Here is a 23843-nt window from a genome sequence, read left to right on the forward strand (position 1 = left end):
AAAATCTCTGCAGGCCGAACGCCAAAAAAATGGCGCGGGGTGGAGCAGCCAGGTAGCTCGTCAGGCTCATAACCTGAAGGTCAGAGGTTCAAATCCTCTCCCCGCAACCAAATTCCAACATATATTACAATACCCTCGCACCGCACTCAGTGCGGCTTTCATATCCGACATGGCGCTGAAAGCGCGTCCCTCCGTTACCCAAAAGAGTTCAATCAATTACGTCCAGCCCCGAGGCCTCCCAGCGGCGACGTCGCGACACGGGACAGAGAAAATGCTCATAGAGGGTTTCGCGACGGATCACGTTTACCCTCTTGGCAAATATCCGACCAGACGCTGGACAATCTCGTTCTGACGGAAGCTGCGAAGGGAAACTTCTGAGCCCTTCGCGTCGTCGGAAATGCATCGACCATGTGCGGCGGGAGCTTGGCGTGTCTGAGCGCCGCGCCTGTCGCACGCTCAGTCAGCACCGATCCACCCAGCGCGAAGTGCCCCATGGCCGTGCCGATGAGCAACGTCTAACGGACGACATCATCGAGTTGGCCGATCAATACGGGCGCTATGATCCGCGTCGATCGCAAACTCAACTCCACGGACGTACTGGATGCGCTGACGAACCTGTTCATACTGCGCGGACCGCCCCAATATACAAGATCCGACAATGGCCCGGAACTTATCGCGCAGAAGGTGCGGAACTGGATCGCGGCGGTCCGGGCAAAGACGACCTATTTCGAGCCGGGATCACCCTGGGAAACCGGATACTGTGAAAGCTTCAACGCGCGGTTCCGGGACGAGTTGCTGAATGGCGAGTTGTTCTACACCCTTCGGGCAGCTTAAATCCTGATCGAGCATTGGCGCACACACTACAACACCGTCAGGCCGTACAGCGCATTGGGCTACCGCCCAGCCGCGCCCCAAAGCGTCGTCCCGATGGTCGCAAGGCCCACGATGAACTAACAATCAAACCGGAACCACGAAGTGGCACGCCAAGGCGGTCGGATCGGCCTCAAACGAAAAGACCTGTAGGGACTCGGGATCCTAGCGGCGGCCCTGAACGCTCGGTGCGAACAAGCTCAGGCAAGCAAAAACGAGGGCTGCCACACAGACGATCGTCGGGCCTGCCGGCGTGTCCGCCATATAGGCGGCACGAAGTCCGGCAACTGCTGACGCCCCACCAATGGCCGCTGCGGTCAAGGCCATGGCTTCGGGCGATCGCGCAAGGTTGCGGGCGGCAGCGGCCGGAACGATCAACATCGCTGCGATCAACAGCACGCCAACGACCTTGATGGCAACCGCCACCGTCACGGCCAGAGCAATCGTCAGAATCAGTTGTTCCTTCCTTGGGTCGAATCCGCTGGCATAGGCCAGATCCTCGTTCAATGTCGCCGTCAGCAACCGCGACCAGCGCCAGCCGATCAGCGCGACGACAAGAGCGGCCCCGCCCCAGATCACGGCCAGATCCGCGGGCGACACTGCCAGGATGTCGCCGAAGAGATACGCCATGAGGTCGATTCGTACGCCGGACAGAAAGGACACCGCCACCAACCCGAAAGCCAGCGCCGAGTGAGCCATGACGCCCAGCAACGTATCCATCGCGTAGCCGCGCCGTGACAGCATGGTGACCGTCAGGGCCATCAGCAGAGCAACGACCAGGGCGCCGGTGAAGACCGACATCTGAAATGCTAATGAAAGCGCCACGCCCAGAATCGCGGCATGGGCGGTCGCATCCCCGAAATAGGCCATACGGCGCCAGACGACGAAACATCCCAAAGGGGCCGCGGCAAAGGCGACGCCTACCCCCGCGAGCGTGGCGCGTATCATGAAATCATCGAGCATCATTCAGCAGCTTCTCGCGTGGTGTCGCATTGGTCATGGGCGTGGTCATGGTCGTGGCGGTACAAGGCCAGCGCGCCGCCGGTGCCCGTTCCGAACAGTGCCCGGTATTCCGGTGCCGAGGCCACCACCGCCGGAGAGCCCGCGCAGCACACGTGCCCATTGAGACAGATGACCCGGTCCGAGGCGCTCATGACCACGTGCAACTCGTGACTGACCATCAAAATGGCGCAGCCGGTTTCCCTACGAACCTCCTCGATCTGACGATAGAAGGCGGCCGAGCCGGGTTGGTCCAGGCCCTGGGTCGCTTCGTCAAGCAAAAGGAGATCGGGCTGGTCGATTAGCGCGCGCGCCAGCAGAACCCTCTGAAACTGCCCGCCGGACAGCTGCGACATCTGGCGCTTCATCAGGTCGGGCGCACCGGCGCGGTTCAGGGCCGCGACGCAGTCTTTGTGCGTCACCGGGTGGGTCAGGCGCATGAACCGTTCGACCGAGATCGGCAGTGTCGGGTCGATATGCAGCTTTTGTGGCACATAGCCAAGCTTGAGGCCGGGCTTGCGGATTACCCGGCCGGAGCTTGGTTTCTCCGCGCCGATAACGGCCCGCAACAGGCTGGTCTTGCCCGACCCGTTGGGGCCGACGATAGTGACGATCTCGCCCGGTTCGATCACCATGTCCACGTCGCGCAGAACGGTGTTTGCGCCGTAGCGCAGGCTGAGGTGTTCAACGGTTACGAGGGGCATTATTGGGCCTTTTCGGTGCAATCCGGGCACAAGCCTTCGGCTTCCACCACGGTGCGTTCGATTTCGAACCCTGCCGCGCGGGCGGCGGCGCCCAAACCTCCCTTTGCCGTTGCCGCCTGTGCTTCGGCGACCGCATCGCATTTTCGACAGATCATGAAGGCCGGCGAATGGGTGGCTCCGGGATGCGAGCAGGCGACAAACGCGTTGAGGCGTTCGATCTTGTGGGCGAACTCGTTTTTGACAAGGAATTCCAACGCCCGATATGCCACAGGTGGCTGAGAACCGAATCCCGCTTCGCGCAGGCGATCCAGAATTGAATAGGCGCCCATCGCGCGATGTTCCTGCAACAACATCTCGAGCACCTTGCGCCGGACCGGGGTCAGGCGCAGCCCACGTTCCTTGCACCGTGCTTCGGCCGCGGCTAGGGCCGTTTCAACGCAACTGTCATGGTCATGTGCGCGAAAGCCGACCGGGGCCGTGTGGTCGGACGGCAGGGATTGCGGATCACTTGTCATGTTATTTCATATCATGTATGTCGCTCGCTATGTTATAAAATCACACAGAGAGTCCGATGTCCAGAACGCTTGTCTTGAAAACGATCGCCGCGGTCTTGCTCGGGGGCGCGGCCATGGCAGATGTGCCCCGCGTGGCTGTCGATATTGCGCCGGTCCATTCGCTGGTGGTGCGGGTCATGGCCGGGGTGGGCAGCCCTGACCTGATCGTGCCGCCCACCGCTTCGCCCCATGAATACAATCTGCGTCCGTCCGAAGCCGCCGCGCTGCAAGAGGCCGATCTGGTGTTCTGGATGGGAAAAGATCTGACCCCCTGGTTGGAAGGTGCGATCGATTCGCTGGCGGGCGGGGCGACCGTGACCACCCTGCTGGAGTCCGATAGCACGCATCTTTTGGACATCCGCGAAGGGGCTTTGTTCGAAGCACACGACCATGATGGTCATGCCGATCACGATGATCATGCTGACCATGAAGGGCACGACCATGCGGATCACGACAATCATGAGCACGACGACCATGATGCCCATGGCCACGAGGACGAGCATGACGATGACCACGCGGACCAACATCGTCATGCACATGGCGCGCATGATCCGCACGCCTGGCTGTCGCCGCAAAACGCCCAAAACTGGCTGAACTTGATCGCAGCACAGCTTTCGGCGGCCGATCCCGAGAATGCAGGCACCTACTACGCCAACGCCGCAGCTGCGCAAGAGGATCTGTCGGCTCTGACCGATGAACTGACCACCATGCTTGCGCCGGTCCGGGGCGGTCGGTTCGTCGTGTTCCACGATGCCTATCAGTATTTCGAGCACGCGTTCGATTTCCCGGCCTCCGGTGCGATCTCGATCAGTGACGCGACCGACCCGTCGCCGGCGCGACTTGCGGAAATCCGGGCGCGTATTCGTGACGAAGGCGTCGATTGCGTGTTGACCGAGCCGCAATTCAACCCAGGTCTCGTCGCAACCGTTTTGGAGGGGTCAACGGCCGAGACTGCTGTCATAGACCCGCTGGGGGCGAATCTTGAGCCGGGCGCGGATCTGTATCCGCAGACGATCCGCTACATGGCGCAGACTTTGGCCGACTGTCTGTCGCGGTAGGCTGTATTGCAACAGCGCGCCTGGCGCTTGTCCGGTTGCCGCCGTGACTTGTGGCACGCCACCCCGAAGAAAAGGCTTGCAACCGGTTGCAAAAAATAACATGGTCCCCTCAGATTTCTAATCAGGGGGGATCGAAATGCTCAGGGTCGGATTGCTTGGGGCGGGTCGTATCGGGCAGGTTCATGCGCGGACGATCTCGCAGCACCCGAACAGTGTCCTGTCCGCGGTTTCGGATGCAATCGAGGACAACGCCCGAACATTGGCCGCGGCCCATCGTGCCGACATGCGCCGTTCGGACGACATCATCGCGGACCCGCAGATCGACGCGGTCCTGATCGCGACGCCGACCGATACCCATTCGGACCTGATCGAGGCCGCAACCGCTGCGGGAAAGGCGGTGCTGTGCGAGAAGCCGGTGGACCTTGACCTGGCCCGCGCCATGGCCTGTCAGCGCGTCGCCGCGCAGAACGGGCAACCCGTCATGATCGGGTTCAACCGCCGGTTCGACCCGAATTTCGCGACTCTCAAGGTCGCGTTGCAGGACGGCGAGATCGGTGCGCCCGAACTGCTGGCCGTGACCTCGTTCGATCCGGCGCCGCCGCCGGTCAGCTACATCAAAGTGTCTGGCGGGCTGTTCCGGGACATGATGATCCACGATTTCGACCTGTCCAACTACATGATGGGCGCGCTGCCCGACACCATCTCGGCGGTCGGAACCTCGGTCGTCGACCCGGAAATCGCCGCCGCCGGTGATGTCGATACCGCTGTCGTCACCATGACCTATGCGGATGGGCGGATCGCGGTCATCAAGAATTCGCGCCGCGCGGTCTATGGGTATGACCAGCGCGTTGAAATTCTGGGCTCGGGCGGATTGCTGCAGGCGCAGAACGTTCTGGAACACACGGTCGTCAAATCAACCGCCGATGGGGTCCTCAGTGCCAAACCGACCTATTTCTTTCTCGAACGCTACATGGCGGCGTATCGCGCCGAATGGGATGCGTTCGTGACGGCGATTACCACCGGAAGCCAGGTGCCGGTCACCCTGGAAGACGGGGTCGCCGCGCTGGCGATGGCCGAGGCCGCGACCCGCTCGGCGCGGACCGGCGCGCCGGTCCGATTGGAGGAATTTTTGAAACCGGTTGCAAAATGACGCCAGATGCGGAAACTGAAATGGTCTCGTAGCGCTACGGGACGGCAGAGATTCGGCCTCGGTCGAATGAAAGGGTCCTAAGACCCGGACAAGGAAATGATCTGTCCTAGTGGGAGGAAACGTAATGAACAAATTTTTCAAAGGGGCGCTCGCCGCCGGCGCGTTGGCGCTGGCCACTCCGGCCTTTGCGCAGGATATCGTGGTCGTGTCGCACGGCCAGGCGAATGACGCGTTCTGGAACGTGGTCAAGAACGGCGTCGAGCAGGCCGGCAAGGACATGGGCGTGAACGTCGAATACCGCGCGCCCGAAACTTTCGACATGGTCGCCATGTCGCAGCTTATTGACGCCGCCGTGAACCAGGAACCCGACGGGCTGATCGTTTCGATCCCGGATGCCGACGCGCTTGGCCCCTCGATCGAACGCGCGGTTGCCGCGGGCATCCCGGTGATCTCGATGAACTCGGGCTCGGACGTGTCCAAGGAGCTGGGCGCGGCGCTGCATGTCGGCCAGGATGAGTTCGACGCCGGCAAGGCCGCCGGTGAGAAGCTGGCCGAAATGGGCGGCAAGAATGCGATCTGTGTGAACCACGAAGTCGGCAACGTCGCGCTGGACCTGCGCTGCGCCGGTTTCACCGAGGGCTTTGGCGGCAACGTGACCGTTCTGCCCACGTCGAACGACCCGTCCGAGATCGAGTCGAAAGTGTCGGCGGCTCTGGCTGCGGATGAAAGCGTCGATACCGTGATGGCGCTGGGCGCAAGCTCGGCTGGTGAGCCCGCCGTGGCCGCCGTCAAAGGGTCGGGGCGCGACGTGAACGTGGCCTCGTTCGACCTGTCGGCCAACTTCCTGCAATCGATCGTCGACGGTGACGCGGCCTTTGCGGTGGACCAGCAGCAGTATCTGCAGGGTTATCTGCCGGTCGTATTCATGGCGCTGAACGCCAAGTACGGCCTGATGCCGGGCGGCAACGTGCCCTCGGGTCCGAACCTGATCACCGCCGACAAGGCCGGTCAGGTGGTCGAGCTGTCCGCTCAGGGCATCCGCTGATAGAGGCGGGCTGAAAATCGGGGCGGCGTTAGGGCGCCGCCCCTGCCAAACGGGAGGAAACCATGACCGAGTCTGCACAAGTGGCGGTGGACGAACGGATCAAAAAGGAACCGTTCCTGACCAAGCTGATGAAGCGGCCCGAACTGGGGGCCATTGCAGGGGCGATCCTTGTCTTCATCTTCTTCGCCATCACGGCCGATGAATCGATGTTCACGCTTGCCGGCATCATGAACTTCATGACCCCGGCCGCCCAACTGGGTATTCTGGCCATCGGCGCGGCGCTGCTGATGATCGGGGGCGAGTTTGACCTGTCGATCGGCTCCATGGTGGCCTTTGCCGGCCTGTTCTTCGGGGTCTGCGTGGTGACCTGGCAACTGCCGCTGGCGGCCGCGATCCCGATGACGTTTGCCTTTGCGGCCTTTGTCGGGGCAGTCAACGGCACCATCGTCATCCGCTCGGGTCTGCCATCCTTCATCGTGACGCTGGCGTTTCTGTTCATTCTGCGTGGCCTGTCCCTGGTGGGGCTCAAAGCCGCCACTGGCGGGTCGACCCAGCTGCGCGGCGTGCGCGACCAGGTCGAAAATGACTGGCTCGCGCCGTTCTTTTCCGGCGAAGCCTTCGGCAGCCTGTTCACCTGGCTGGCCGAAAAGGGCTTGATCGACACTTTCAAAAGCGGCGCGCCCAAAGTGCCGGGTGTCCCGGTTGAAATCCTGTGGTTCGTGGCCTTCGCCATCGCCGCCACCTATGTTCTGCTGCGCACTCCGGCCGGCAACTGGATCTTCGCCTCGGGCGGCGATCGGGTCGCGGCGTCGAACTCGGGCGTACCGGTGAACCGGGTCAAGATATCCCTGTTCATGTTGACCGCCTGCTGCGCTGCGCTGGTGGCGATCATCACCGTGATCGACGCCGGCTCGACCGATGCGCGGCGCGGCTTCCAGAAGGAATTCGAGGCGATCATCGCCGCGGTGATCGGCGGCTGTCTGCTGACCGGCGGGTATGGCTCGGCCATCGGAGCGTTCTTCGGGGCGATCATCTTCGGCATGGTGGTCATCGGCCTGACCTATACCGATTTCGATCAGGACTGGTTCCAGGTGTTCCTGGGGGCGATGCTGCTGATTGCCGTTCTGTTCAACAACGCGATCCGCAAACGCGTAACCGGGGAGCGCTGACATGACCGAAGATACCAAGTTCCATCACGGCGACGCGGTCAAGGATGTGGCCCCGATCGTCGAAATGAAGGACATCGAAAAGCATTTCGGCAACATCATCGCGTTGGCGGGCGTCAGCTTCGACGTCAAACCGGGTGAATGCCACTGCCTGCTGGGTGACAACGGGGCGGGCAAATCGACCTTCATCAAGACGATGTCGGGCGTGCACAAACCGACCAAGGGCGAGATCTATTTCGAAGGTCAGCCGATGTCCTTCGACACGCCTCGCGACGCGATGGAGGCGGGCATCGCCACCGTGTTCCAGGACCTGGCGATGATCCCGCTGATGAGCGTCACGCGCAATTTCTTCATGGGGCGCGAGCCGACCAAGGGAAAAGGCCTGTTGAAACGGTTTGACATCGAGCACGCCAACGAGGTCTGCATGGAAGAGATGCGCAAGATGGGCATCAACCTGCGTGGCCCCGATCAGGCCGTAGGCACCCTGTCGGGGGGCGAGCGCCAGACCGTGGCGATCGCCCGCGCGGTCTATTTCGGCGCCAAGATCCTTATCCTGGATGAACCGACCTCGGCGCTGGGCGTGCGGCAGACCTCGAACGTGCTGGCCACCATCGACAAGGTGCGCAGCCAGGGTATCGGCGTGGTCTTCATCAGCCACAATGTCCGGCACGCGCTGGCCGTGGGCGACCGGTTCACGGTTCTGAACCGCGGCAAGACGCTGGGCACCGCCCGGCGCGGCGAGATCTCGCCCGAAGAGCTGCAGGACATGATGGCCGGCGGGCAGGAGATGGCCGAGTTGGAAGGGTCGCTGGGCGGCACCGTCTGAAGGATTCTCCCCGGTGTCCCGCATCATGGGGGGGCGCCAGTATCACCAGGGTCCGGCAGGCCGGGCCACCCGGTCTGGGTGGTGGGCGTGTCGGATCCTTTCACGACAGAATGATTGCAACGGATTGCCCACGGCGGCCTCGTTCTGAAAGGGATCATGATGAGCAAGACAATCCGACTGACCGCGGCGCAGGCCCTGGTGCGTTACCTCGGCGCGCAAATGAACGAAGACGGCGAGCCCTTCATCGCCGGTGTCTGGGCGATTTTCGGCCATGGCAACGTGGCCGGTCTGGGCGAAGCGCTCTACGGCGTGCGCGACAGCCTGCCCACCTATCGCGGTCACAATGAACAGACCATGGCCCATTGCGCGATCGCCTATGCCAAGCAGATGCGGCGCAGCCGGGCCATGGCGGTCACCTCGTCGATCGGGCCGGGGGCGACCAACATGGTCACGGCCGCCGCGCTGGCTCATGTGAACCGCCTGCCGGTGCTGCTGTTGCCGGGCGATGTGTTCGCCAGCCGTGGCCCTGACCCCGTTCTGCAGCAGATCGAGGATTTCACCGACGGCACCGTCAGCGCCAATGACTGTTTCCGCCCGGTCAGCCGCTATTTCGACCGGATCACCCGGCCCGAACATCTGCTGACTGCCCTGCCGCGCGCCTTCCGCACGATGACCGACCCGACCGATTGCGGGCCGGTGACCCTGGGCTTTTGCCAGGACGTGCAGGCCGAGGCTTATGACTATCCGCTCAGCTTCTTCGAGCCGCGCATCTGGCACCAGCGCCGCATCCGCCCCGACGAAAGCGAGCTGGCCCGCGCGGCCGAGGCCATCCGGTCGGCCAAACGCCCGATCATCGTGGCCGGCGGCGGTGTCCATTATTCCGGCGCGACCGACGCGCTGCAGGCCTTTGCCGAGACCCACAACATCCCCGTGGCCGAGACGCAGGCCGGCAAATCGGCCCTGGCCTGGGATCACCCGCTGAACCTGGGCCCGGTCGGCGTGACCGGGGGCGAACCCGCCAACACCGTGTGCGCCGAGGCGGATCTGATCCTGGGTATCGGCACGCGGTTTCAGGACTTCACCACCGGGTCCTGGGGGTTATTTTCCAACCCCGAGCGCAAGATGGTCTGCCTGAACACCGCCGCCTATGACGCCGCGAAACACGGCGCGATGCCGCTGCTGGCCGATGCGCGGGTCGGGATCGAGGAATTGGGTGCGGCCCTGCAGGGCTATCGCCCCCAGCCGGTTCCCGACACGCTCAAGGCCGAGTGGTTTGCCAAGGTCGATGCGCTGACGGATGCGCCGGGCGACGCCAACGCGCTGCCCACCGACATGCACGTGGTAGGCGCGGTGCAGCGCGCGGCGCATGACGACACGGTGGTGATGTGCGCCGCCGGCACCATGCCGGGCGAGCTGCACAAGCTGTGGAAGGCGCCGCGTCCGGGGGCCTATCACATGGAATACGGCTTCAGCTGCATGGGCTACGAGATCGCCGGCGCCATGGGCATCAAGATGGCCCAGCCCGACCGGGACGTGATCTGTTTCACCGGGGACGGCACCTACATGATGGCCAACTCGGAACTGGCGACGGCAGCGATGATGGGCGTGTCCTTCACCGTGGTGATCACCGACAACCGGGGCTTTGGCTGCATCAACCGGCTGCAGATGGGCACCGGCGGGGCCGAGTTCAACAACCTGCTGGACCATGCGGTGCACGAGACGCCATCGGCCATCGACTTCGCGGCCCACGCGGCGGCGATGGGGGCGACCTCGGTCAAGGTCGGCTCGATCGCCGAGCTGGAAGAGGCGCTGGCCAAACGCGGCGACGTAAAAGGCCCCTATGTGATCGTCATCGACACCGACCCGTACCCCTCGACCGAATATGGCGGCACGTGGTGGGAGGTGGCGGTGCCCGAGGTCAGCACTCGTCCTGAAGTGAATGAAAAACGCGCAGCCTACGAGGCTGCTATCAAGGAAAGAAACACCAAATGAGCGTGAAGATCGGCATCTCTCCGATTGCGTGGCAAAATGACGACCTGCCCGACCTGACGGCGGCGTTCACGATGGAACAGGCCCTGAAAGAGGCGCGTCAGATCGGCTATACCGGGGTCGAGCGCGGGCAGCGTATGCCCGCCGATACCGCAGGCCTGCGCGCCTATCTGGAAGGCAACGACATTGCCCTGTGCGGTGGCTGGTGTTCGGGCAATTCGCTGGTCAACGATTTCGCCGCCGAACGCGACGCGGTGCGCGCGCAGGTCGAACAGTTCGTGGCGTTGAACAGCCCCTGCATCGTCTATGCCGAATGCTCGAACACGGTTCAGGGCCAGATCGGCACCCCGGTCAATGACCGCCCGCAACTGTCGAAGGATGAGATCAGGGCCTATGGCGCCAAGATCACCGAACTGGCCAAGTGGATGGCCGATCAGGGGATGCCGATGGCCTATCACCACCACATGGGCACGATCATAGAAAGCGAAGAAGACGTGAACTGGCTGATGGACGGATCCGGGCCGGAGGTGAAGCTGTGCTTTGACACCGGGCATCTGCTGTTTGGCGGCGGTGATGTGCTGGCCACGCTGAACCGCTGGGGCGACCGGGTGCATCACGTGCATTTCAAGGATATCCGCCCCGGCATCGTGCGCGACACCCGCGGCAACCGGCGCAGTTTCTTGGATGCGGTGATCGCGGGGGCCTTCACGGTTCCCGGCGATGGCTGCATCGACTTTCAGGAGGTCGCCCATGCGTTGAAAGCCATGGATTACGAAGGCTGGATCGTGGTCGAGGCCGAGCAGGACCCGGCCAAGGCCCCGCCCTATGAATACTCGAAGATGGGCTATGACCACATCGTCGAGGTCTGCGGTCAGGCCGGATTGACGATCACGGCCTGATCTTTCGCCCCCGGGGCGCCGCCATGGGAAAGGAGCGTTTCATGGTCCGTCAGCAACCTGGTTTCGTCGGCTATTTCGGTCGTGAGTCCTGTGATCTGGACGAATTCAAGGCGCTGACCTCGCAGAGTCTGCGGCCCGAGCAGGTACCCCACGCGGCCGCGGTGGAAAAGAACGTGCCGGTCTATGACATGCACGCGCTGCGGCCCGCCTTGGAAACACCCGAAGCCCGGCGCGCCCTGCTGGCGGAATGGGGCTGGGTTTTGGGCCGATCTGCCGGGGTGATCGCGTTGAAAGGCGCCTATGCCGATACCACGGTCGTCGACCGGGCAACCGAGGTGTTTCGCCGGATCATCGAAGATGAGCGTCAGGCCGGTGGCGGCGAAGGCGATCACTTTGCGGCCTCGGGCGCGAATGACAGGGTGTGGAACGCGCTGCAAAAGCAGTGCCTGCGCGACCCCGAGGGCTTTGCGCTCTATTTCGGCAACACGGCGATTGCCGCCGCCTGCGAGGCTTGGCTGGGTCCCGATTACCAGATGACCGCGCAGATAAACCAGGTGCGGCCGGGTGGAAAGGCGCAGCAGGCGCATCGCGATTATCACCTGGGGTTCCAGACCGCCGACAAGGCGGCGCAGTTCCCGTCGCATGCCCATATGGTCACCGCCGCGCTGACCCTGCAGGGCGCGGTTGCCCATTGCGACATGCCCATCGAAAGTGGCCCGACCAAACTGTTGCCGTTCTCGCAGCTTTATGGCCCCGGCTATGTCGCATTCCACGACGACGCGCATCGGGCGCATTTCGAACAGGCCTGCATCCAGTTGCCGCTGGCCAAGGGCGATGCGGTGTTCTTCAACCCGGCGCTGTTCCATGCCGCCGGCGAAAACAGCAGCGCCGACATCCACCGGATGGCCAACCTGTTGCAGGTTTCGTCGGCCTTCGGGCGGGCGATGGAGGCTGTGGACCGCAAGGCGATGTGTCTGGCCGTATTCCCCGCGCTGGTGGCATTGAAACAGCGCGGCGATCTGGATGATGCCCGCATCGGCGCCGCAATCGCGGCCACGGCCGAAGGCTATCCCTTTCCGACCAATCTGGATACCGATCCGCCGATAGGTGGGAACGCTCCGCCCAGCCAGGCGGACATCCTGCGCCGGGCGGTGTCGGAAAGCTGGACGCAGGCGCAGTTGGAACAGGCGCTGGACGCGCTGCGGTTGCGGCAGGCGGCATGAGGGAACCCGGGCGGCCGGTGCTGCCCCAACACAGGTGAAACCGATGGCAGAACTTCTGAGAAAACCGTTCGGAACCCATGGTAAGGTGCATGACATCACGCCCGCCAGCGCCGGCTGGCGCTATGTGGGCTTTGGTCTTTTTCACCTGCGGGCGGGCGACCGCGCCGCCGAGGTCACCGGCGACCGCGAGGTCATTCTGGTGATGGTCGAGGGCAAGGCCCGGATCACCGGCGCCGGGCAGGATTGGGGCGTGTTGGGCGACCGGATGAACGTGTTCGAAAAATCTCCGCCCCATTGCCTGTACCTGCCCAACGGCACCGAGTGGGAGGCCACGGCCGAAACCGATTGCGTGATCGCCGTGTGCTCGGCCCCGGGCAAGGGCGGCCATGCCCCGCGCCGGATCGGGCCCGAGGGCATCACCCTGACCGAGCGCGGCAAGGGAACGAACACGCGCCACATCAACAACATCGCGATGGAGGCCGAAGATTATGCCGACAGCCTTCTGGTGACCGAGGTCTTTACCCCCAGCGGCCATTGGTCATCTTACCCCAGCCACCGGCATGACGAGGATGACTATCCCCGCATCACCTATCTGGAAGAGACCTATTATCATCGCCTGAACCCAGCCAGCGGCTTTGGCATCCAGCGCGTCTATACCGATGACGGTCAGTTGGACGAAACCATGGCCGTGTCCGATGGCGATGTGGTACTGGTGCCGCGCGGGCACCACCCCTGCGGGGCGCCCTACGGGTTCGAGATGTATTACCTGAACGTCATGGCCGGACCACTGCGCAAATGGCGTTTCGTTCCGGCGCCCGAAGTGGAATGGATCATGGAGCGCGACAAATGACCAAGGCCTTTGCCATCTATCCCAGCCTGAAAGGGCGCACGGTGTTCGTGACCGGCGGGGCCTCGGGCATCGGGCGCGAGATCGTGCGCGGATTTGCCGAACAGGGGGCCAAGGTCGGCTTTGTTGACATCAACGCCGAGGGCGGCAACGCGCTGCTGGCCGAACTGGACGGAACCCACGCCTTTGCCGCCTGCGACCTGCGCGACATCGCGGCGCTGCGGTCCGCTTTTGACGAGCTGGCGGGCGCGCTGGGCGCGGCGGACGTTCTGGTCAACAACGCCGCGCATGACGACCGGCACGACTGGCGCGAGGTAACGCCGGACTATTGGGACGAGCGCATGGCGACCAACCTCCGCCACATGTTTTTTGCCATCCAGTCCGTGGCGCCCGGCATGATCGACAAGGGCGCGGGATCGATCATCAATATCGGCTCGAACTCGTGGTGGGAGGCCGGCGCGGGCTTTCCCGCCTATGCCACCGCAAAATCCGCTGTGCACGGCCTGACCCGCACCATGGCACGGGAACTGGGCGATCACCGGATCCGGGTCAACACGGTCGTGCCCGGCTGGATCATGACCCAGCGCCAGAAAGACTTGTGGGTCACCCCCGCGGCGCTGGCCAAACAGATCGATCGCCAATGCCTGCCCGACCCGATCGACCCGGTCTATGTGGCGCGGATGGTGCTGTTTTTGGCCTCGGACGACGCGGCCATGTGCAGTGCCGGGAACTTCATGGTCGAGGGCGGCTCGATCTGAGTACTTTCATGCCGAAAGCGAAATCAATGCCTCAACCGTTTCAACTTGCGGCCTGTGCCGAGATGCTGTGGCTGGACAGGCCGATGGAATGGCGCGCCGCCCGGCTGGCCGAGTTGGGGTTCGGCGTCGGGCTGTGGAACTGGCCGGATCTCGATATTGACAAGCTGATCGCAACCGGCGCCAGTTTCACTATCATGAACGGCTATCTTCGGGGGCGGCTGGCTGATGATGACGGGGCCGATATGCTGCTGGCTTCGGCCGCCGAAACAATTCAGGTCGGCAAGCGACTTGGCGTTGCACGTCTGAACCTGCATGGCACCGGTCTGGGCGATGGCGGAATCCCGATCTGGCAGCATGACGTGGTCACAGGGTCGATGTGGCTCAAGGCTCGGGACACCCTGAACCGCATCTGCGATCTGGCCGAGGCCAACGATGTGGTGTTCACGCTTGAAAACCTGAATCTGCTAGACCATCCCGGCTGTCCGTTTGGGTCAACGGCGGACGTGCTTTCCTTGGTTTCTTCGGTTGATCGTCCGCAGTTGCGGATCAATCTCGACCTTTACCATACCCAGATCGGCGAGGGGGACCTGATCCGCTGGTGTGAAAAATGCCTGCCCTGGATCGGAGAGGTGCAGGTGGCCGACAATCCCGGCCGCTGCGAGCCCGGGACCGGCGAGATCAATTATGCCACAGTGGCGCGTGCATTGAACGACCTAGGCTATCGTGGCCCTGTCGGGATGGAAGCCTTTGCCTCAGGCGATCCGGAAGACGCGTTGGACGCCTTCCGGTCGGCATTCACGCTCTGAGCGTCACCGCTGCGGCGGCGCACCAAAGGCGCGGATCACGGTGCGGGCAGCAGCCTCAACCGGGTCATGGGTTTCCTTCAGGATAGTCACCCGGTCGAACCGGTCGGGGTCGCGGTTCACGGCCTCGCGCAGGGCGGCACCGAAGGCCATGCGCAGCTCGGTCCCGATGTTGAACTTGCAGATCGCGGTTTCACGCGCCAGCCGCGCGCGCTGTTCGACCGGCACACCTGATCCACCGTGGATCACCAGCGGCACGTTGGTCACGGCCTGAATCCGGCGGATGCGGTCCTCGTCCAGCCCGCCTTCCTTGTTCTGCTGCAGGTGGACGTTTCCGACCGAGATCGCCATCGCATCCACGCCGGTCTGGGCGGCGAAGGTGGCTGCCTCGTCCGGGTCGGTCCCGGCCGAGCCTTCGCCGCCGGAATAGCCGACGAATCCGATCTCGCCCTCGCACGAGATACCCGCGGCGCGGGCCATTTCGGCAATCGCGGCGGTCTCGTCGATATTCTGCTGCAGCGGCTTACGCGATCCGTCGAACATCAGTGAGGTGAACCCGCTGTCCAGCGCGATCTTGCAATCCTCGAACGTATAGCCGTGATCCAGATGCGCCACGACGGGTACCGAGGCGTTCTCGGCCAGATACCGGAACATCTTGCCCAGGATCGGCAGCGGCGTGTGTTCGCGGCAGCTCGGGCCGGCCTGCAGGATCACCGGGGCGTTCTCGGCCTCGGCCGCGGCGACATAGGCGCGCATGTCCTCCCAGCCCAGCGTCACCAGGCCGCCGACGGCATAGCCCTGTTCATAGGCGGGTTGCAGGACGTCTTTGAGCGTAGCGAGGGTCATTTGAATTTGGCGATCATGTCTTTGATACCCGGGATCGTCTCGATCTGATAGGCATGGGTGGGTTGGAAATACTGCACCAGCGACCGTTGGGTCAGCCCGCCGAGGATGGTGAAGTAATACATCTCGTATCCCGGCAGAACGCAGCAGGGGTGATAGCCCTTGTCGATGCAGATCGTGGAGCCATCGACGATGTGATAGGCATCGCCCGGTTCGTTGTCCTCGCGTTGCAACATCTGCAGGCCCGAGCCCCAGTTGGGTTTGAAACGGAAATTGTAGGTTTCGTCATGCCGGGTCTCGTCCGGCAGGCGGTTGGTGTCGTGCTTGTGGCTGGGAAAGCCCGACCAGCCGCCCTGACCCACGGTGAACAGCTCACTCACCAGCAGGCGGCCGACCTTGTCGTGCTGTTTCTGGCCCAGGATATGTTTGATCTTGCGATGGGTCTTGGTGTCGTCGCTGCCATATTGCACCAAGTCGTGCTCGCGCACGTCGAACGGGTCCAGCACCTTGTCATACTTTGCGCCAGCCACGAACACCTCGGCCGTCTCCGACACGCAAACCATCTGCGCCCGGGCCCCCGACGGGACATAAGCGCCCTCGGGCTCGCCGTCCCAGACATCCTCGCCCCGGTTGCCCAGATGGGCAAAGCGCACGCCCTCGACATCCACGTCGACGCTGCCGGTGGCAGGCACGATACAGGTCTCATAACCTGGGACCTGATATTCAAAGGCTTCGCCCCGCTTCAACTTGACGATGTTGAAATAGTTCAGCGGCACGGTTGGGTCATCGACATCGACGATGGGTTTGTTCTGGTTGTCGAACGGGGGGATGTGCATCGGGCTCTCCTATCCGGCCGGGGTGGGGCCGGTGTGGGACGCAACGAAAGCGTCCAGGTCTTCGGTGGTTGGCATGGCGGGCGCGCAGCCTGGTTTGGACACGACGATCGAGGCGCAGGCCGATCCGCGCAACACCGCCTGTTCCAGCGAATGGCCCGCCGCGATCGAGGCCAGCAGCCCGGCCATGAAGCTGTCGCCCGCGCCGTTGGGTTTGACGGCGGTGACCGGGTAGATGCCCGTGTGGATCTCTTGCCCGTCGGTCAGGGTGACGGCGCCCTTTTCGCCCATCTTGTAGATGACGATGCGGCCGGGTTTCTCGGCCAGATCGCAGGCTTTCCGGAAGCCTTTCTCGATCCCGCCTGCCATGAAGCCGAACTCTTCGTCATTACCGACGATCATGTCGCTGGCCTCGCCCGCGCGCGACAGCACATCCGCGGCGACCTGCGCCGAGGGCCAGCTGTAGGGCCGGTAGTCGATGTCGAAGATCACCGGCAGGCCAGCCTTGCGCGCGGTGTCGAAGGCGCGGAACGTGGCGCTGCGCGACGGTTCGGCGGCAAACACGGTTCCGGCCGAGATTACTGCGCTGAAGCGGCCATAGTCGACTCGGTCCATGTCATCTTCGGTGACCTGGAAATCGACGGCGCCGTTTCGGTAGATGACGTTCTGAAAGTCTTCGATGCAGCTTTCATAGACGGCCAGAGACGTGCGGTATTCACCGCCGACGACGCGAATGTAGGACGTGTCCACGCCGTAGTAGTGCAGCTTGTTCAGGCAGAACCGACCTACCGCGTCATCCGAGACGGAGGTGATCAGCGACGCCTGGCTGCCCAGTTTGACCAGACCTGCGCAAATATTCGCGGACGAGCCGCCTAGATCGGCGCGAAACATGTCGGCATGTTCGCTTTTGACACCGACCGGATCGGCGAACAGGTCCATGCCGGCCCGGCCGAAAACGGCAAACCGGTTTCCTTTGATTCCGTCGATCAAGTGACTCAAACTGTTCCTCCCAGACATTTTGACCCGCCGATCCGATGGATCTTGCATTGGATCGATTCTCACGATACTGATTTTGCAACCGGTTGCAATCAGTATGTTCGGAGCCGCCCAAAATGCCAGAAATCGGAATTGGAATCGTCGGAGGCGGCTATATGGGCAAGGCCCATTCGGTGGCCATGTCCGCCGTGGGCGCCGTGTTCGACACCGCGCTCAGACCGCGGCTCGAGATGATCTGCGCCTCAAGCCCCGATAGCGCCGAACGCTACCGCGCCGCCTACGGCTTCCGACGCGCCACAGCCGACTGGCAGGCGCTGGTCACTGACGCGGCGGTCGAGGCCGTCGTGATTGCATCGCCCCAGTCCACGCACCGGCAGATCGCGGAAGTGGCGCTGGCGCTGGGCAAGCCGGTGCTGTGCGAAAAACCACTGGGCGCGTCGCTTGAGGACAGCCGCGCCATGGTGGCGGCGGCCGAGGCCTCGGGCACCGTCAACATGGTCGGGTTCAACTATATCCGCACCCCGGCCAGCCAGTTTGCCCGCCAGCTGATCGCCGACGGCGCGATTGGCGACATCACATGGTTCCGCGGTGAACATACCGAGGATTTCTATGCCGACCCCGAGGCCCCGGCGACCTGGCGCACGACCGGTATGGCCAACGGCACCATCGGTGATCTGGCGCCGCACATGGTCAATGGCGCGCTGGCTCTGGTTGGGCCGATCGCGCAGGTTATGGCCGATGTGGAAACCGTTCACCACACCCGCCCGGGCGGCGCGGTGACCAATGACGATCAAGCCCAGATGATGTGCCGGTTTGAAAACGGCGTCATGGGGAACCTTTATTTCAGCCGCATCGCGACCGGCCGCAAGATGGGTTATGCCTACGAGATCTCGGGCACCATGGGCGCGATCCGTTTTGACCAGGAGGATCAGAACGCCTTGTGGCTCTATCGCCGCGAAGGCCCCGAGGCTCAGCGCGGTTTCACCAAGATCCTGACCGGTCCGGCGCATCCCGATTATGAGCCCTTTTGCCAGGGTCCCGGCCACGGCACCGGATATCAGGATCAGATCATCATCGAGGCCAAGGATTTTCTGACCGCCATTCACTCCGGCCGGAACATCTGGCCGACCTTCCGGGACGGGCACGAGGTCAACCGGGTGTTGGCCGCAGCTCTGGCCTCGGCCGACAGTCGCGGCTGGCAGGACGTCAGCGCGTTCTAGGCCCGACACGTTTTCCAACATCGTTCGCAGAGAGACCAAGACCATGGCAAAGTTGAAATGGGGCATGATCGGGGGCGGAGAAGGCAGCCAGATCGGACCCGCCCACCGTCTGGGCGCACAGGCCGACGGCCTGTTCGAATTCGCCGCCGGCGCGCTGGACCACCGGCCCGAAGAGGGGCGCGCCTATGCGCAGCGGCTGGGTGTGCCCGCCGACCGGGCCTATGGCGACTGGCAGGAAATGCTGGCCGGCGAAAAGGACCGGCCCGACCGGATCGACCTTGTGACCATCGCCACCCCGAACGCGACCCATTTCGAGATCGCCAAAGCGTATCTCGAGGCCGGGTTCAACGTCCTGTGCGAAAAGCCGATGACCATGACCGTGGAAGAGGGCGAGGAGATCGTGCGCGTGGCCCGGGCTTCGGGCAAGATCTGTGCGGTCAACTACTGCTATTCGGCCTATCCGATGGTGCGACAGGCCCGCGCCATGGTCCGCGCCGGAGAGATCGGCAAGGTGCGCCTGGTCGTCACCAATTTCAGCCACGGCCATCATGGGGATGCCACCGACGCGGACAATCCGCGCGTGCGCTGGCGCTATGATCCGGCCATGGCGGGCGTGTCGGGGCAATTCGCCGATTGCGGCATCCACGCGCTGCACATGGCCAGCTTCATCTGCGATGACGAGGTCGCGACGCTGTCGGCCGACATGGCCTCGACCATTCCCAGCCGTCATTTGGAAGACGACGCCATGGTCAATTTCCGGATGGAGGGCGGCACCGTGGGCCGGTTGTGGACCTCGTCCGTGGCGATCGGGCGGCAGCACGGGTTCGATATCCAGGTCTTCGGCGAAACCGGTGGGTTGCGCTGGGCGTCCGAACATCCCAACCAGCTGTTCTACACACCGGTCGGTGGACGCACGCAGATCATCGAAAAGGGCGAGGGCGGCCTGCATGAAGACGCGATGCGCCTGTCGCGCGTGGCGATTGCCCATCCCGAGGGCTTTCCGCTGGCCGTGGCCAATATCTATTGCGATCTGGCCGACGCGATCCGGGGTGAGCCGCGGGACGGGCTGCCCGATGCCGCCGATGGCGTCCGCTCGATTGCCGCGGTGCACGCAGCGGTGGCCTCGGCCCGGGCCGAGGGCGCCTGGCAGGACGCGCGCCCGCCGATGTTCCGCTAATCAGGGGCGGGGCCGCAACGTGCCCCGCTCGATCACCCGGCAGGGGAAAATCCGCGCCTCGGGGTAGCGATCGGGCGTCTTCAGCATCTCTTCGACCAGATCGACCGACGCGGTGATGATCTGCTTGATCGGCTGATGGATGGTCGTCAGGTTGATGTATTCCCAGCGCGACATCTCCATGTCGTTCAGGCCGATGATCCCGATATCGGTGCCGGGTTTCAGCCCGTGGTCGGCCAGCGCCGACAGCGCCCCGATCGACAGGATGTCGTCACCGCAGAAATAGGCCTGCGCCGGCTCACCCGCCAGCAGGCGCAGCATCTCGGCCCGGCCGGACTCGAAGGAATAAGCCCCGGCGAAAGAGTGGCTGACCGGAATCTGCGGATGGTTGGCCATTTCCTCGATGAAGCCCCGTTGCCGGTCCAGCGCCGAGGTCGCATCGACTGGCCCGCCCAGGTAGCCCACGCTGGCATAGCCCCGCGCGACCAACTCGCGCGCGGCCATGCGTCCGCATTCCACATTGTCGATGCCCACCACATGCACCTCGGGCGAGGTCGCCGAGCGCCCGAAGGTGTGCACCACCGGCACGCCGGCATCGTGGAACGCCTTGGCAAAGCTGGGTGGCAGGGTCGACGAGGCGACGATCACCGCATCCACCGAATATTGCCGCAGCATGCGCACGGAATTGGCGGGCTCGGTCTCGTCGGTCAGGTTCACGATCAGGGGGCGCAGCCCGCGTTCCTGCAGGGCGCGGGTGAACTGGTCGAAAACCTCAAGGAATATCGGGTTGTGGAAGTTGTTCGAGATCAGGCCGATCAGCTTGGTCCGCCCCGTCGTCAGCGACGAGGCCAGCGCGTTGGGGCTGTAGCCCAGTTCCTTGGCGGCCTTTTCCACTTTGGCGCGGGTCTTGGCCGAGACCGAGGCGCCCGGCGTGAAGGTGCGCGACACAGCCGACCGCGACACCCCGGCCAAGGCCGCAACTTCCTTCAGCGTAACGCCCAACTGCTTGCTCTCCTCTATGCGGTCGATTGGATCTGTTGAATGTCGCATCATTGCAAAAATGGTGCAATCGGTTGCAAAGCATTTCCTCCCCTGACTTCAGGTTCCGAAGCGCTGCGGATCTCGATCTGACATTTTGATTCAATTACCGTCAATATGACGGAAAAGCTGTCCGTTTCGTCAACTCGATTGCTGTGCTCGGACGGCGGCGCGGTCATACTGGAACCAGAGCAGAGGAGGAGGCGCGCAATGAGTTGGAACATCTGCGTCGTCGGGGCCGGAAAGATCGGACAGATGATCGCCGCCCTGTTGAAGAAATCGCACAACTACACTGTAACCGTGGCCGATCATGACCTGACGGCCCTGTCGGCGTTGAACAGGCAGGGCATCACCACCCGCCAGATCGACGCGGGCGACGAAGCCGGGCTGGCACAGGGGCTTGCGGGGTTCGATGCGGTGATCTCGGCCGCACCGTTTTTCCTGACGCCTGCCATCGCCAAGGCAGCCAAGGCGGCGGGTGCCCATTATTTCGACCTGACCGAGGATGTAGCCGCGACCAACGCCGTGCGCGAACTGGCCCGCGACAGCGGCACCGCCTTCATGCCGCAATGCGGGTTGGCACCGGGTTTCGTCGGCATCGCGGGCGCCGCTCTGGCAGCCGAATTCGACACGCTGGACAGCCTGCACATGCGGGTGGGCGCGCTGCCGCTCTATCCGACAAATGCGCTGAAATACAATCTGACCTGGTCCACCGACGGGCTGATCAACGAATACTGCAACCCTTGCGACGCCATCGTGAATGGCGAGCGGGTCAAGACCGCGCCGCTCGAGGATTACGAGATCATCGGCCATGACGGTGTGGAATACGAATGCTTCAACACCTCGGGCGGTCTGGGCACCTTGCCCGAGACGCTGGCCGGCAAGGCCCGGGCGGTGTCCTATCGCTCGATCCGCTATCCCGGCCATCGCGACATCCTGAAACTGCTGTTGACCGACCTGGGCCTCGGCCAGCGCCGCGACCTGTTGAAGGACATCTTTGAAACTGCGCTGCCGCGCACCGATCAGGACGTGGTTCTGGTCTATTGCACGGCCAAGGGCATGATCGACGGGGCGCTGCGCGAGAAATCCCTGATCAACAAGTCCTTTGCCCGCACCATCGACGGCCAGATCTGGAGCGCGATCCAGATCACAACCGCCGCCGGCGTTCTGGGCGTGGTCGATCTGATGCGCACCGGCGCGCTGCCCACCCGGGGGTTCGTCCGGCAAGAGCAGGTCAGGCTGGATGATTTCCTGAACACCGAATTCGGCCAGCTGTACCGCGCTGGCGAAGTAACACCCCAGAACAAGGCGGCCTGAACATGAAAGATGTAGTCATGACTGCAGAACACACACTCGAAAAACTGGGCCTGACGGCGGCCGAGCTGACCGGCGGCACGCTGGAGGTCCGCTCGCCCATCGACGGTCGCGTGCTGGCGCGGGTGCATGAAACGCCTGTTGCCGACATGGACGCGGTCTTTGCCCGCGCCACGGCGGCCTTCAAGGCTTGGCGCACCGTGCCCGCCCCGCGCCGGGGCGAGCTGATCCGCCTGCTGGGCGAGGAATTGCGCGCCGCCAAGGAGGATCTCGGCGCGCTGGTCAGCTGGGAGGCCGGCAAGATCACCTCGGAAGGTTTGGGCGAAGTGCAGGAGATGATCGACATCTGCGATTTCGCCGTCGGCCTGTCGCGGCAGCTGTATGGCCTGACCATCGCCTCCGAACGCCCCGGCCACCGGATGATGGAGACGTGGCACCCGGCCGGGCCGGTCGGCGTGATCTCGGCCTTCAACTTCCCGGTCGCGGTCTGGTCGTGGAACGCGGCGCTGGCGTTGGTCTGCGGCGATCCGGTGATCTGGAAACCGTCCGAGAAAACGCCCCTGACCGCGATGGCCTGTCAGAAGATCTTTGAAAAGGCCGTGGCCCGGTTCGGCGACGCACCCGACGGGCTGCTGCAACTGGTGGTCGGCGGCGCCGATCTGGGCAAGGCGCTTGTGGCCAGCGAGACGGTGCCGATCATTTCGGCCACCGGCTCGACCCGGATGGGCCGCGCGGTCGCGCCGATCGTGGCGCAGCGGTTCGGCAAGTGCATCCTGGAACTGGGCGGTAACAACGCCATGATCGTGGGCCCCTCGGCCGATCTGGAAATGGCGGTGCGGGCCATCGTGTTCTCGGCCGTGGGCACTGCGGGTCAGCGCTGTACCTCGCTGCGGCGGCTGATCGTGCACAACTCGATCCGTGCCGATCTGGTTGCGCGGCTGAAAAAAGCCTATGCCGGTCTGCCCATCGGTGATCCGCTGGCCGAAGGCACGCTGGTCGGGCCGCTGGTGGATGAGGCCTCGGGGCAGGCGATGGAGGCCGCGCTGAAGGCGGCCGAGGCCGAGGGCGGCAACGTCTTCGGCGGCAAGCGCGTCACCGACGGCGTACCCGAGGGCGGTGTCTACATACAGCCCGCGATCGCCGAAATGCCGGGCCAGACCGAGATCGTGAAGACCGAAACCTTTGCGCCGATCCTCTATGTCATGGGCTACGACGGTTTCGACGAGGCGCTCGAGATGCAGAACGACGTGCCGCAGGGCCTGTCGTCTTGCGTATTCACGCTGAACATGCGCGAGGCGGAGCAGTTCCTGTCGCCCGCCGGGTCCGATTGCGGCATCGCCAACGTGAATATCGGCCCCTCGGGCGCCGAGATCGGCGGCGCGTTCGGCGGTGAGAAGGAAACCGGTGGCGGACGCGAAAGCGGCTCGGACGCCTGGAAGGGCTATATGCGGCGGCAGACGAACACGATCAATTATTCGGCCGAGCTGCCCCTGGCGCAGGGCGTCAAGTTCGACATCTGACCGTCCGGTCCGGC

The 23843-nt window shown here is 63.7% G+C and carries 22 protein-coding genes, 1 tRNA gene and 1 pseudogene; 17 read left to right on the forward strand and 7 right to left on the reverse strand.

Translation table 11 applies throughout. The features are described 5' to 3' along the window. The first annotated feature begins 33 nt into the window (after nucleotides 1-33). Nucleotides 34-110, forward strand: a tRNA-Met gene (locus AC2FMN_RS08500). Nucleotides 111-318: 208 nt separating this feature from the next. Then, nucleotides 319-954 (forward strand): annotated as a pseudogene (locus tag AC2FMN_RS08505) (integrase core domain-containing protein); the annotation flags it as partial. A gap of 81 nt (nucleotides 955-1035) precedes the next feature. Here the strand turns inward: AC2FMN_RS08505 and AC2FMN_RS08510 are convergent. Genes AC2FMN_RS08510 through AC2FMN_RS08520 form a run of 3 tightly spaced genes read right to left on the reverse strand, consistent with a single transcriptional unit; the run spans nucleotide 1036 to nucleotide 3088 of the window. Next, nucleotides 1036-1833, reverse strand: a complete 798-nt coding sequence (locus AC2FMN_RS08510) for a metal ABC transporter permease (RefSeq protein ID WP_496687663.1) — start codon at nucleotides 1831-1833, stop codon at nucleotides 1036-1038. Then, nucleotides 1833-2573 (reverse strand): ATP-binding cassette domain-containing protein, encoded by a 741-nt coding sequence (locus AC2FMN_RS08515; protein ID WP_496687417.1) that lies wholly within the window; start codon nucleotides 2571-2573, stop codon nucleotides 1833-1835. The genes AC2FMN_RS08510 and AC2FMN_RS08515 overlap by 1 nt, the downstream gene beginning before the upstream one ends. Further along, a complete protein-coding gene (locus tag AC2FMN_RS08520) occupies nucleotides 2573-3088 on the reverse strand; it encodes a transcriptional repressor (RefSeq protein WP_496687419.1) in 516 nt (171 codons plus the stop codon). Before AC2FMN_RS08520 ends, AC2FMN_RS08515 begins: the two co-directional genes overlap by 1 nt. Before the next feature lie 56 nt (nucleotides 3089-3144). Here AC2FMN_RS08520 and AC2FMN_RS08525 point away from each other — a divergent pair, with 56 nt between their 5' ends. The 11 genes from AC2FMN_RS08525 to AC2FMN_RS08575 all read left to right on the forward strand — a co-directional run bounded on the left by AC2FMN_RS08525 (nucleotide 3145) and on the right by AC2FMN_RS08575 (nucleotide 14894). Next, on the forward strand, nucleotides 3145-4185 hold the full coding sequence (locus AC2FMN_RS08525) for a zinc ABC transporter substrate-binding protein (protein WP_496687421.1): 1041 nt from the start codon (nucleotides 3145-3147) through the stop codon (nucleotides 4183-4185). 136 nt (nucleotides 4186-4321) lie between these two features. Beyond that, a complete protein-coding gene (gene iolG, locus AC2FMN_RS08530) occupies nucleotides 4322-5335 on the forward strand; it encodes an inositol 2-dehydrogenase (protein ID WP_496687422.1) in 1014 nt (337 codons plus the stop codon). 124 nt (nucleotides 5336-5459) lie between these two features. Next, a complete protein-coding gene (locus AC2FMN_RS08535; RefSeq protein WP_496680575.1) occupies nucleotides 5460-6380 on the forward strand; it encodes a sugar ABC transporter substrate-binding protein in 921 nt (306 codons plus the stop codon). 62 nt (nucleotides 6381-6442) lie between these two features. After that, complete coding sequence (locus AC2FMN_RS08540; protein WP_496680574.1) at nucleotides 6443-7549, forward strand: ABC transporter permease; 1107 nt, start codon at nucleotides 6443-6445, stop codon at nucleotides 7547-7549. Between the two features lies 1 nt (nucleotide 7550). After that, nucleotides 7551-8372: an ATP-binding cassette domain-containing protein gene (locus AC2FMN_RS08545; RefSeq protein ID WP_496687424.1), complete on the forward strand. Its 822-nt coding sequence runs from the start codon at nucleotides 7551-7553 to the stop codon at nucleotides 8370-8372. A gap of 159 nt (nucleotides 8373-8531) precedes the next feature. Then, nucleotides 8532-10364 carry a 3D-(3,5/4)-trihydroxycyclohexane-1,2-dione acylhydrolase (decyclizing) gene (gene iolD / locus AC2FMN_RS08550; RefSeq protein WP_496687425.1) on the forward strand — a complete coding sequence of 611 codons (1833 nt, stop codon included), beginning with the start codon at nucleotides 8532-8534 and terminating at the stop codon, nucleotides 10362-10364. Continuing rightward, nucleotides 10361-11260 carry a myo-inosose-2 dehydratase gene (iolE, locus tag AC2FMN_RS08555; protein ID WP_496687427.1) on the forward strand — a complete coding sequence of 300 codons (900 nt, stop codon included), beginning with the start codon at nucleotides 10361-10363 and terminating at the stop codon, nucleotides 11258-11260. Before iolD ends, iolE begins: the two co-directional genes overlap by 4 nt. A 41-nt stretch (nucleotides 11261-11301) precedes the next feature. Then, nucleotides 11302-12483 carry a phytanoyl-CoA dioxygenase family protein gene (locus AC2FMN_RS08560; RefSeq protein WP_496687428.1) on the forward strand — a complete coding sequence of 394 codons (1182 nt, stop codon included), beginning with the start codon at nucleotides 11302-11304 and terminating at the stop codon, nucleotides 12481-12483. 43 nt (nucleotides 12484-12526) lie between these two features. After that, nucleotides 12527-13333 carry a 5-deoxy-glucuronate isomerase gene (gene iolB, locus AC2FMN_RS08565; RefSeq protein WP_496680566.1) on the forward strand — a complete coding sequence of 269 codons (807 nt, stop codon included), beginning with the start codon at nucleotides 12527-12529 and terminating at the stop codon, nucleotides 13331-13333. Then, nucleotides 13330-14088 (forward strand): SDR family NAD(P)-dependent oxidoreductase, encoded by a 759-nt coding sequence (locus tag AC2FMN_RS08570; protein WP_496687429.1) that lies wholly within the window; start codon nucleotides 13330-13332, stop codon nucleotides 14086-14088. The genes iolB and AC2FMN_RS08570 overlap by 4 nt, the downstream gene beginning before the upstream one ends. A gap of 26 nt (nucleotides 14089-14114) precedes the next feature. Further along, nucleotides 14115-14894, forward strand: coding sequence for a TIM barrel protein (locus AC2FMN_RS08575; RefSeq protein WP_496680563.1), 780 nt, complete (start codon nucleotides 14115-14117; stop codon nucleotides 14892-14894). 3 nt (nucleotides 14895-14897) lie between these two features. Here AC2FMN_RS08575 and AC2FMN_RS08580 read toward each other — a convergent pair whose 3' ends face one another. Genes AC2FMN_RS08580 through AC2FMN_RS08590 form a run of 3 tightly spaced genes read right to left on the reverse strand, consistent with a single transcriptional unit; the run spans nucleotide 14898 to nucleotide 17614 of the window. Continuing rightward, on the reverse strand, nucleotides 14898-15737 hold the full coding sequence (locus tag AC2FMN_RS08580; RefSeq protein WP_496680561.1) for a class II fructose-bisphosphate aldolase: 840 nt from the start codon (nucleotides 15735-15737) through the stop codon (nucleotides 14898-14900). Further along, the gene (locus tag AC2FMN_RS08585; RefSeq protein ID WP_073279634.1) at nucleotides 15734-16570 is read right to left on the reverse strand and encodes a 5-deoxy-glucuronate isomerase; all 837 of its coding nucleotides are present in this window, start codon (nucleotides 16568-16570) and stop codon (nucleotides 15734-15736) included. Before AC2FMN_RS08585 ends, AC2FMN_RS08580 begins: the two co-directional genes overlap by 4 nt. 9 nt (nucleotides 16571-16579) lie before the next feature. Continuing rightward, on the reverse strand, nucleotides 16580-17614 hold the full coding sequence (locus AC2FMN_RS08590; protein ID WP_496687431.1) for a PfkB family carbohydrate kinase: 1035 nt from the start codon (nucleotides 17612-17614) through the stop codon (nucleotides 16580-16582). Between the two features lie 65 nt (nucleotides 17615-17679). On the opposite strand from AC2FMN_RS08590, the gene AC2FMN_RS08595 reads away from it, so the two are divergent. Together AC2FMN_RS08595 and AC2FMN_RS08600 are read left to right on the forward strand one after the other, a co-directional pair. After that, the gene (locus AC2FMN_RS08595; RefSeq protein WP_496687432.1) at nucleotides 17680-18783 is read left to right on the forward strand and encodes a Gfo/Idh/MocA family protein; all 1104 of its coding nucleotides are present in this window, start codon (nucleotides 17680-17682) and stop codon (nucleotides 18781-18783) included. Between the two features lie 43 nt (nucleotides 18784-18826). Then, the gene (locus tag AC2FMN_RS08600) at nucleotides 18827-19960 is read left to right on the forward strand and encodes a Gfo/Idh/MocA family protein (protein ID WP_496680555.1); all 1134 of its coding nucleotides are present in this window, start codon (nucleotides 18827-18829) and stop codon (nucleotides 19958-19960) included. Here AC2FMN_RS08600 and AC2FMN_RS08605 read toward each other — a convergent pair whose 3' ends face one another. Next, nucleotides 19961-20959 carry a LacI family DNA-binding transcriptional regulator gene (locus AC2FMN_RS08605; protein WP_496680586.1) on the reverse strand — a complete coding sequence of 333 codons (999 nt, stop codon included), beginning with the start codon at nucleotides 20957-20959 and terminating at the stop codon, nucleotides 19961-19963. It lies immediately after the preceding gene. A gap of 246 nt (nucleotides 20960-21205) precedes the next feature. Between AC2FMN_RS08605 and AC2FMN_RS08610 the strand changes: the two genes are divergently transcribed. Together AC2FMN_RS08610 and amaB are read left to right on the forward strand one after the other, a co-directional pair. Next, nucleotides 21206-22312 carry a saccharopine dehydrogenase family protein gene (locus AC2FMN_RS08610; protein WP_496687434.1) on the forward strand — a complete coding sequence of 369 codons (1107 nt, stop codon included), beginning with the start codon at nucleotides 21206-21208 and terminating at the stop codon, nucleotides 22310-22312. Nucleotides 22313-22329: 17 nt separating this feature from the next. Beyond that, complete coding sequence (gene amaB / locus AC2FMN_RS08615) at nucleotides 22330-23829, forward strand: L-piperidine-6-carboxylate dehydrogenase (RefSeq protein ID WP_496687436.1); 1500 nt, start codon at nucleotides 22330-22332, stop codon at nucleotides 23827-23829. The last annotated feature ends 14 nt before the right edge of the window (nucleotides 23830-23843 follow it).

Source organism: Ruegeria sp. BHSC037 (assembly GCF_059613045.1).

Bases quoted from the DNA above. Each gene is read 5' to 3' on its own strand.
- AC2FMN_RS08510 (WP_496687663.1), bottom strand. From the start codon at position 1,833: ATGCTCGATGATTTCATGATACGCGCCACGCTCGCGGGGGTAGGCGTC.
- AC2FMN_RS08515 (WP_496687417.1), bottom strand. From the start codon at position 2,573: ATGCCCCTCGTAACCGTTGAACACCTCAGCCTGCGCTACGGCGCAAAC.
- AC2FMN_RS08520 (WP_496687419.1), bottom strand. From the start codon at position 3,088: ATGACAAGTGATCCGCAATCCCTGCCGTCCGACCACACGGCCCCGGTC.
- AC2FMN_RS08525 (WP_496687421.1), top strand. From the start codon at position 3,145: ATGTCCAGAACGCTTGTCTTGAAAACGATCGCCGCGGTCTTGCTCGGG.
- iolG (WP_496687422.1), top strand. From the start codon at position 4,322: ATGCTCAGGGTCGGATTGCTTGGGGCGGGTCGTATCGGGCAGGTTCAT.
- AC2FMN_RS08535 (WP_496680575.1), top strand. From the start codon at position 5,460: ATGAACAAATTTTTCAAAGGGGCGCTCGCCGCCGGCGCGTTGGCGCTG.
- AC2FMN_RS08540 (WP_496680574.1), top strand. From the start codon at position 6,443: ATGACCGAGTCTGCACAAGTGGCGGTGGACGAACGGATCAAAAAGGAA.
- AC2FMN_RS08545 (WP_496687424.1), top strand. From the start codon at position 7,551: ATGACCGAAGATACCAAGTTCCATCACGGCGACGCGGTCAAGGATGTG.
- iolD (WP_496687425.1), top strand. From the start codon at position 8,532: ATGAGCAAGACAATCCGACTGACCGCGGCGCAGGCCCTGGTGCGTTAC.
- iolE (WP_496687427.1), top strand. From the start codon at position 10,361: ATGAGCGTGAAGATCGGCATCTCTCCGATTGCGTGGCAAAATGACGAC.
- AC2FMN_RS08560 (WP_496687428.1), top strand. From the start codon at position 11,302: ATGGTCCGTCAGCAACCTGGTTTCGTCGGCTATTTCGGTCGTGAGTCC.
- iolB (WP_496680566.1), top strand. From the start codon at position 12,527: ATGGCAGAACTTCTGAGAAAACCGTTCGGAACCCATGGTAAGGTGCAT.
- AC2FMN_RS08570 (WP_496687429.1), top strand. From the start codon at position 13,330: ATGACCAAGGCCTTTGCCATCTATCCCAGCCTGAAAGGGCGCACGGTG.
- AC2FMN_RS08575 (WP_496680563.1), top strand. From the start codon at position 14,115: ATGCCTCAACCGTTTCAACTTGCGGCCTGTGCCGAGATGCTGTGGCTG.
- AC2FMN_RS08580 (WP_496680561.1), bottom strand. From the start codon at position 15,737: ATGACCCTCGCTACGCTCAAAGACGTCCTGCAACCCGCCTATGAACAG.
- AC2FMN_RS08585 (WP_073279634.1), bottom strand. From the start codon at position 16,570: ATGCACATCCCCCCGTTCGACAACCAGAACAAACCCATCGTCGATGTC.
- AC2FMN_RS08590 (WP_496687431.1), bottom strand. From the start codon at position 17,614: ATGCAAGATCCATCGGATCGGCGGGTCAAAATGTCTGGGAGGAACAGT.
- AC2FMN_RS08595 (WP_496687432.1), top strand. From the start codon at position 17,680: ATGCCAGAAATCGGAATTGGAATCGTCGGAGGCGGCTATATGGGCAAG.
- AC2FMN_RS08600 (WP_496680555.1), top strand. From the start codon at position 18,827: ATGGCAAAGTTGAAATGGGGCATGATCGGGGGCGGAGAAGGCAGCCAG.
- AC2FMN_RS08610 (WP_496687434.1), top strand. From the start codon at position 21,206: ATGAGTTGGAACATCTGCGTCGTCGGGGCCGGAAAGATCGGACAGATG.
- amaB (WP_496687436.1), top strand. From the start codon at position 22,330: ATGACTGCAGAACACACACTCGAAAAACTGGGCCTGACGGCGGCCGAG.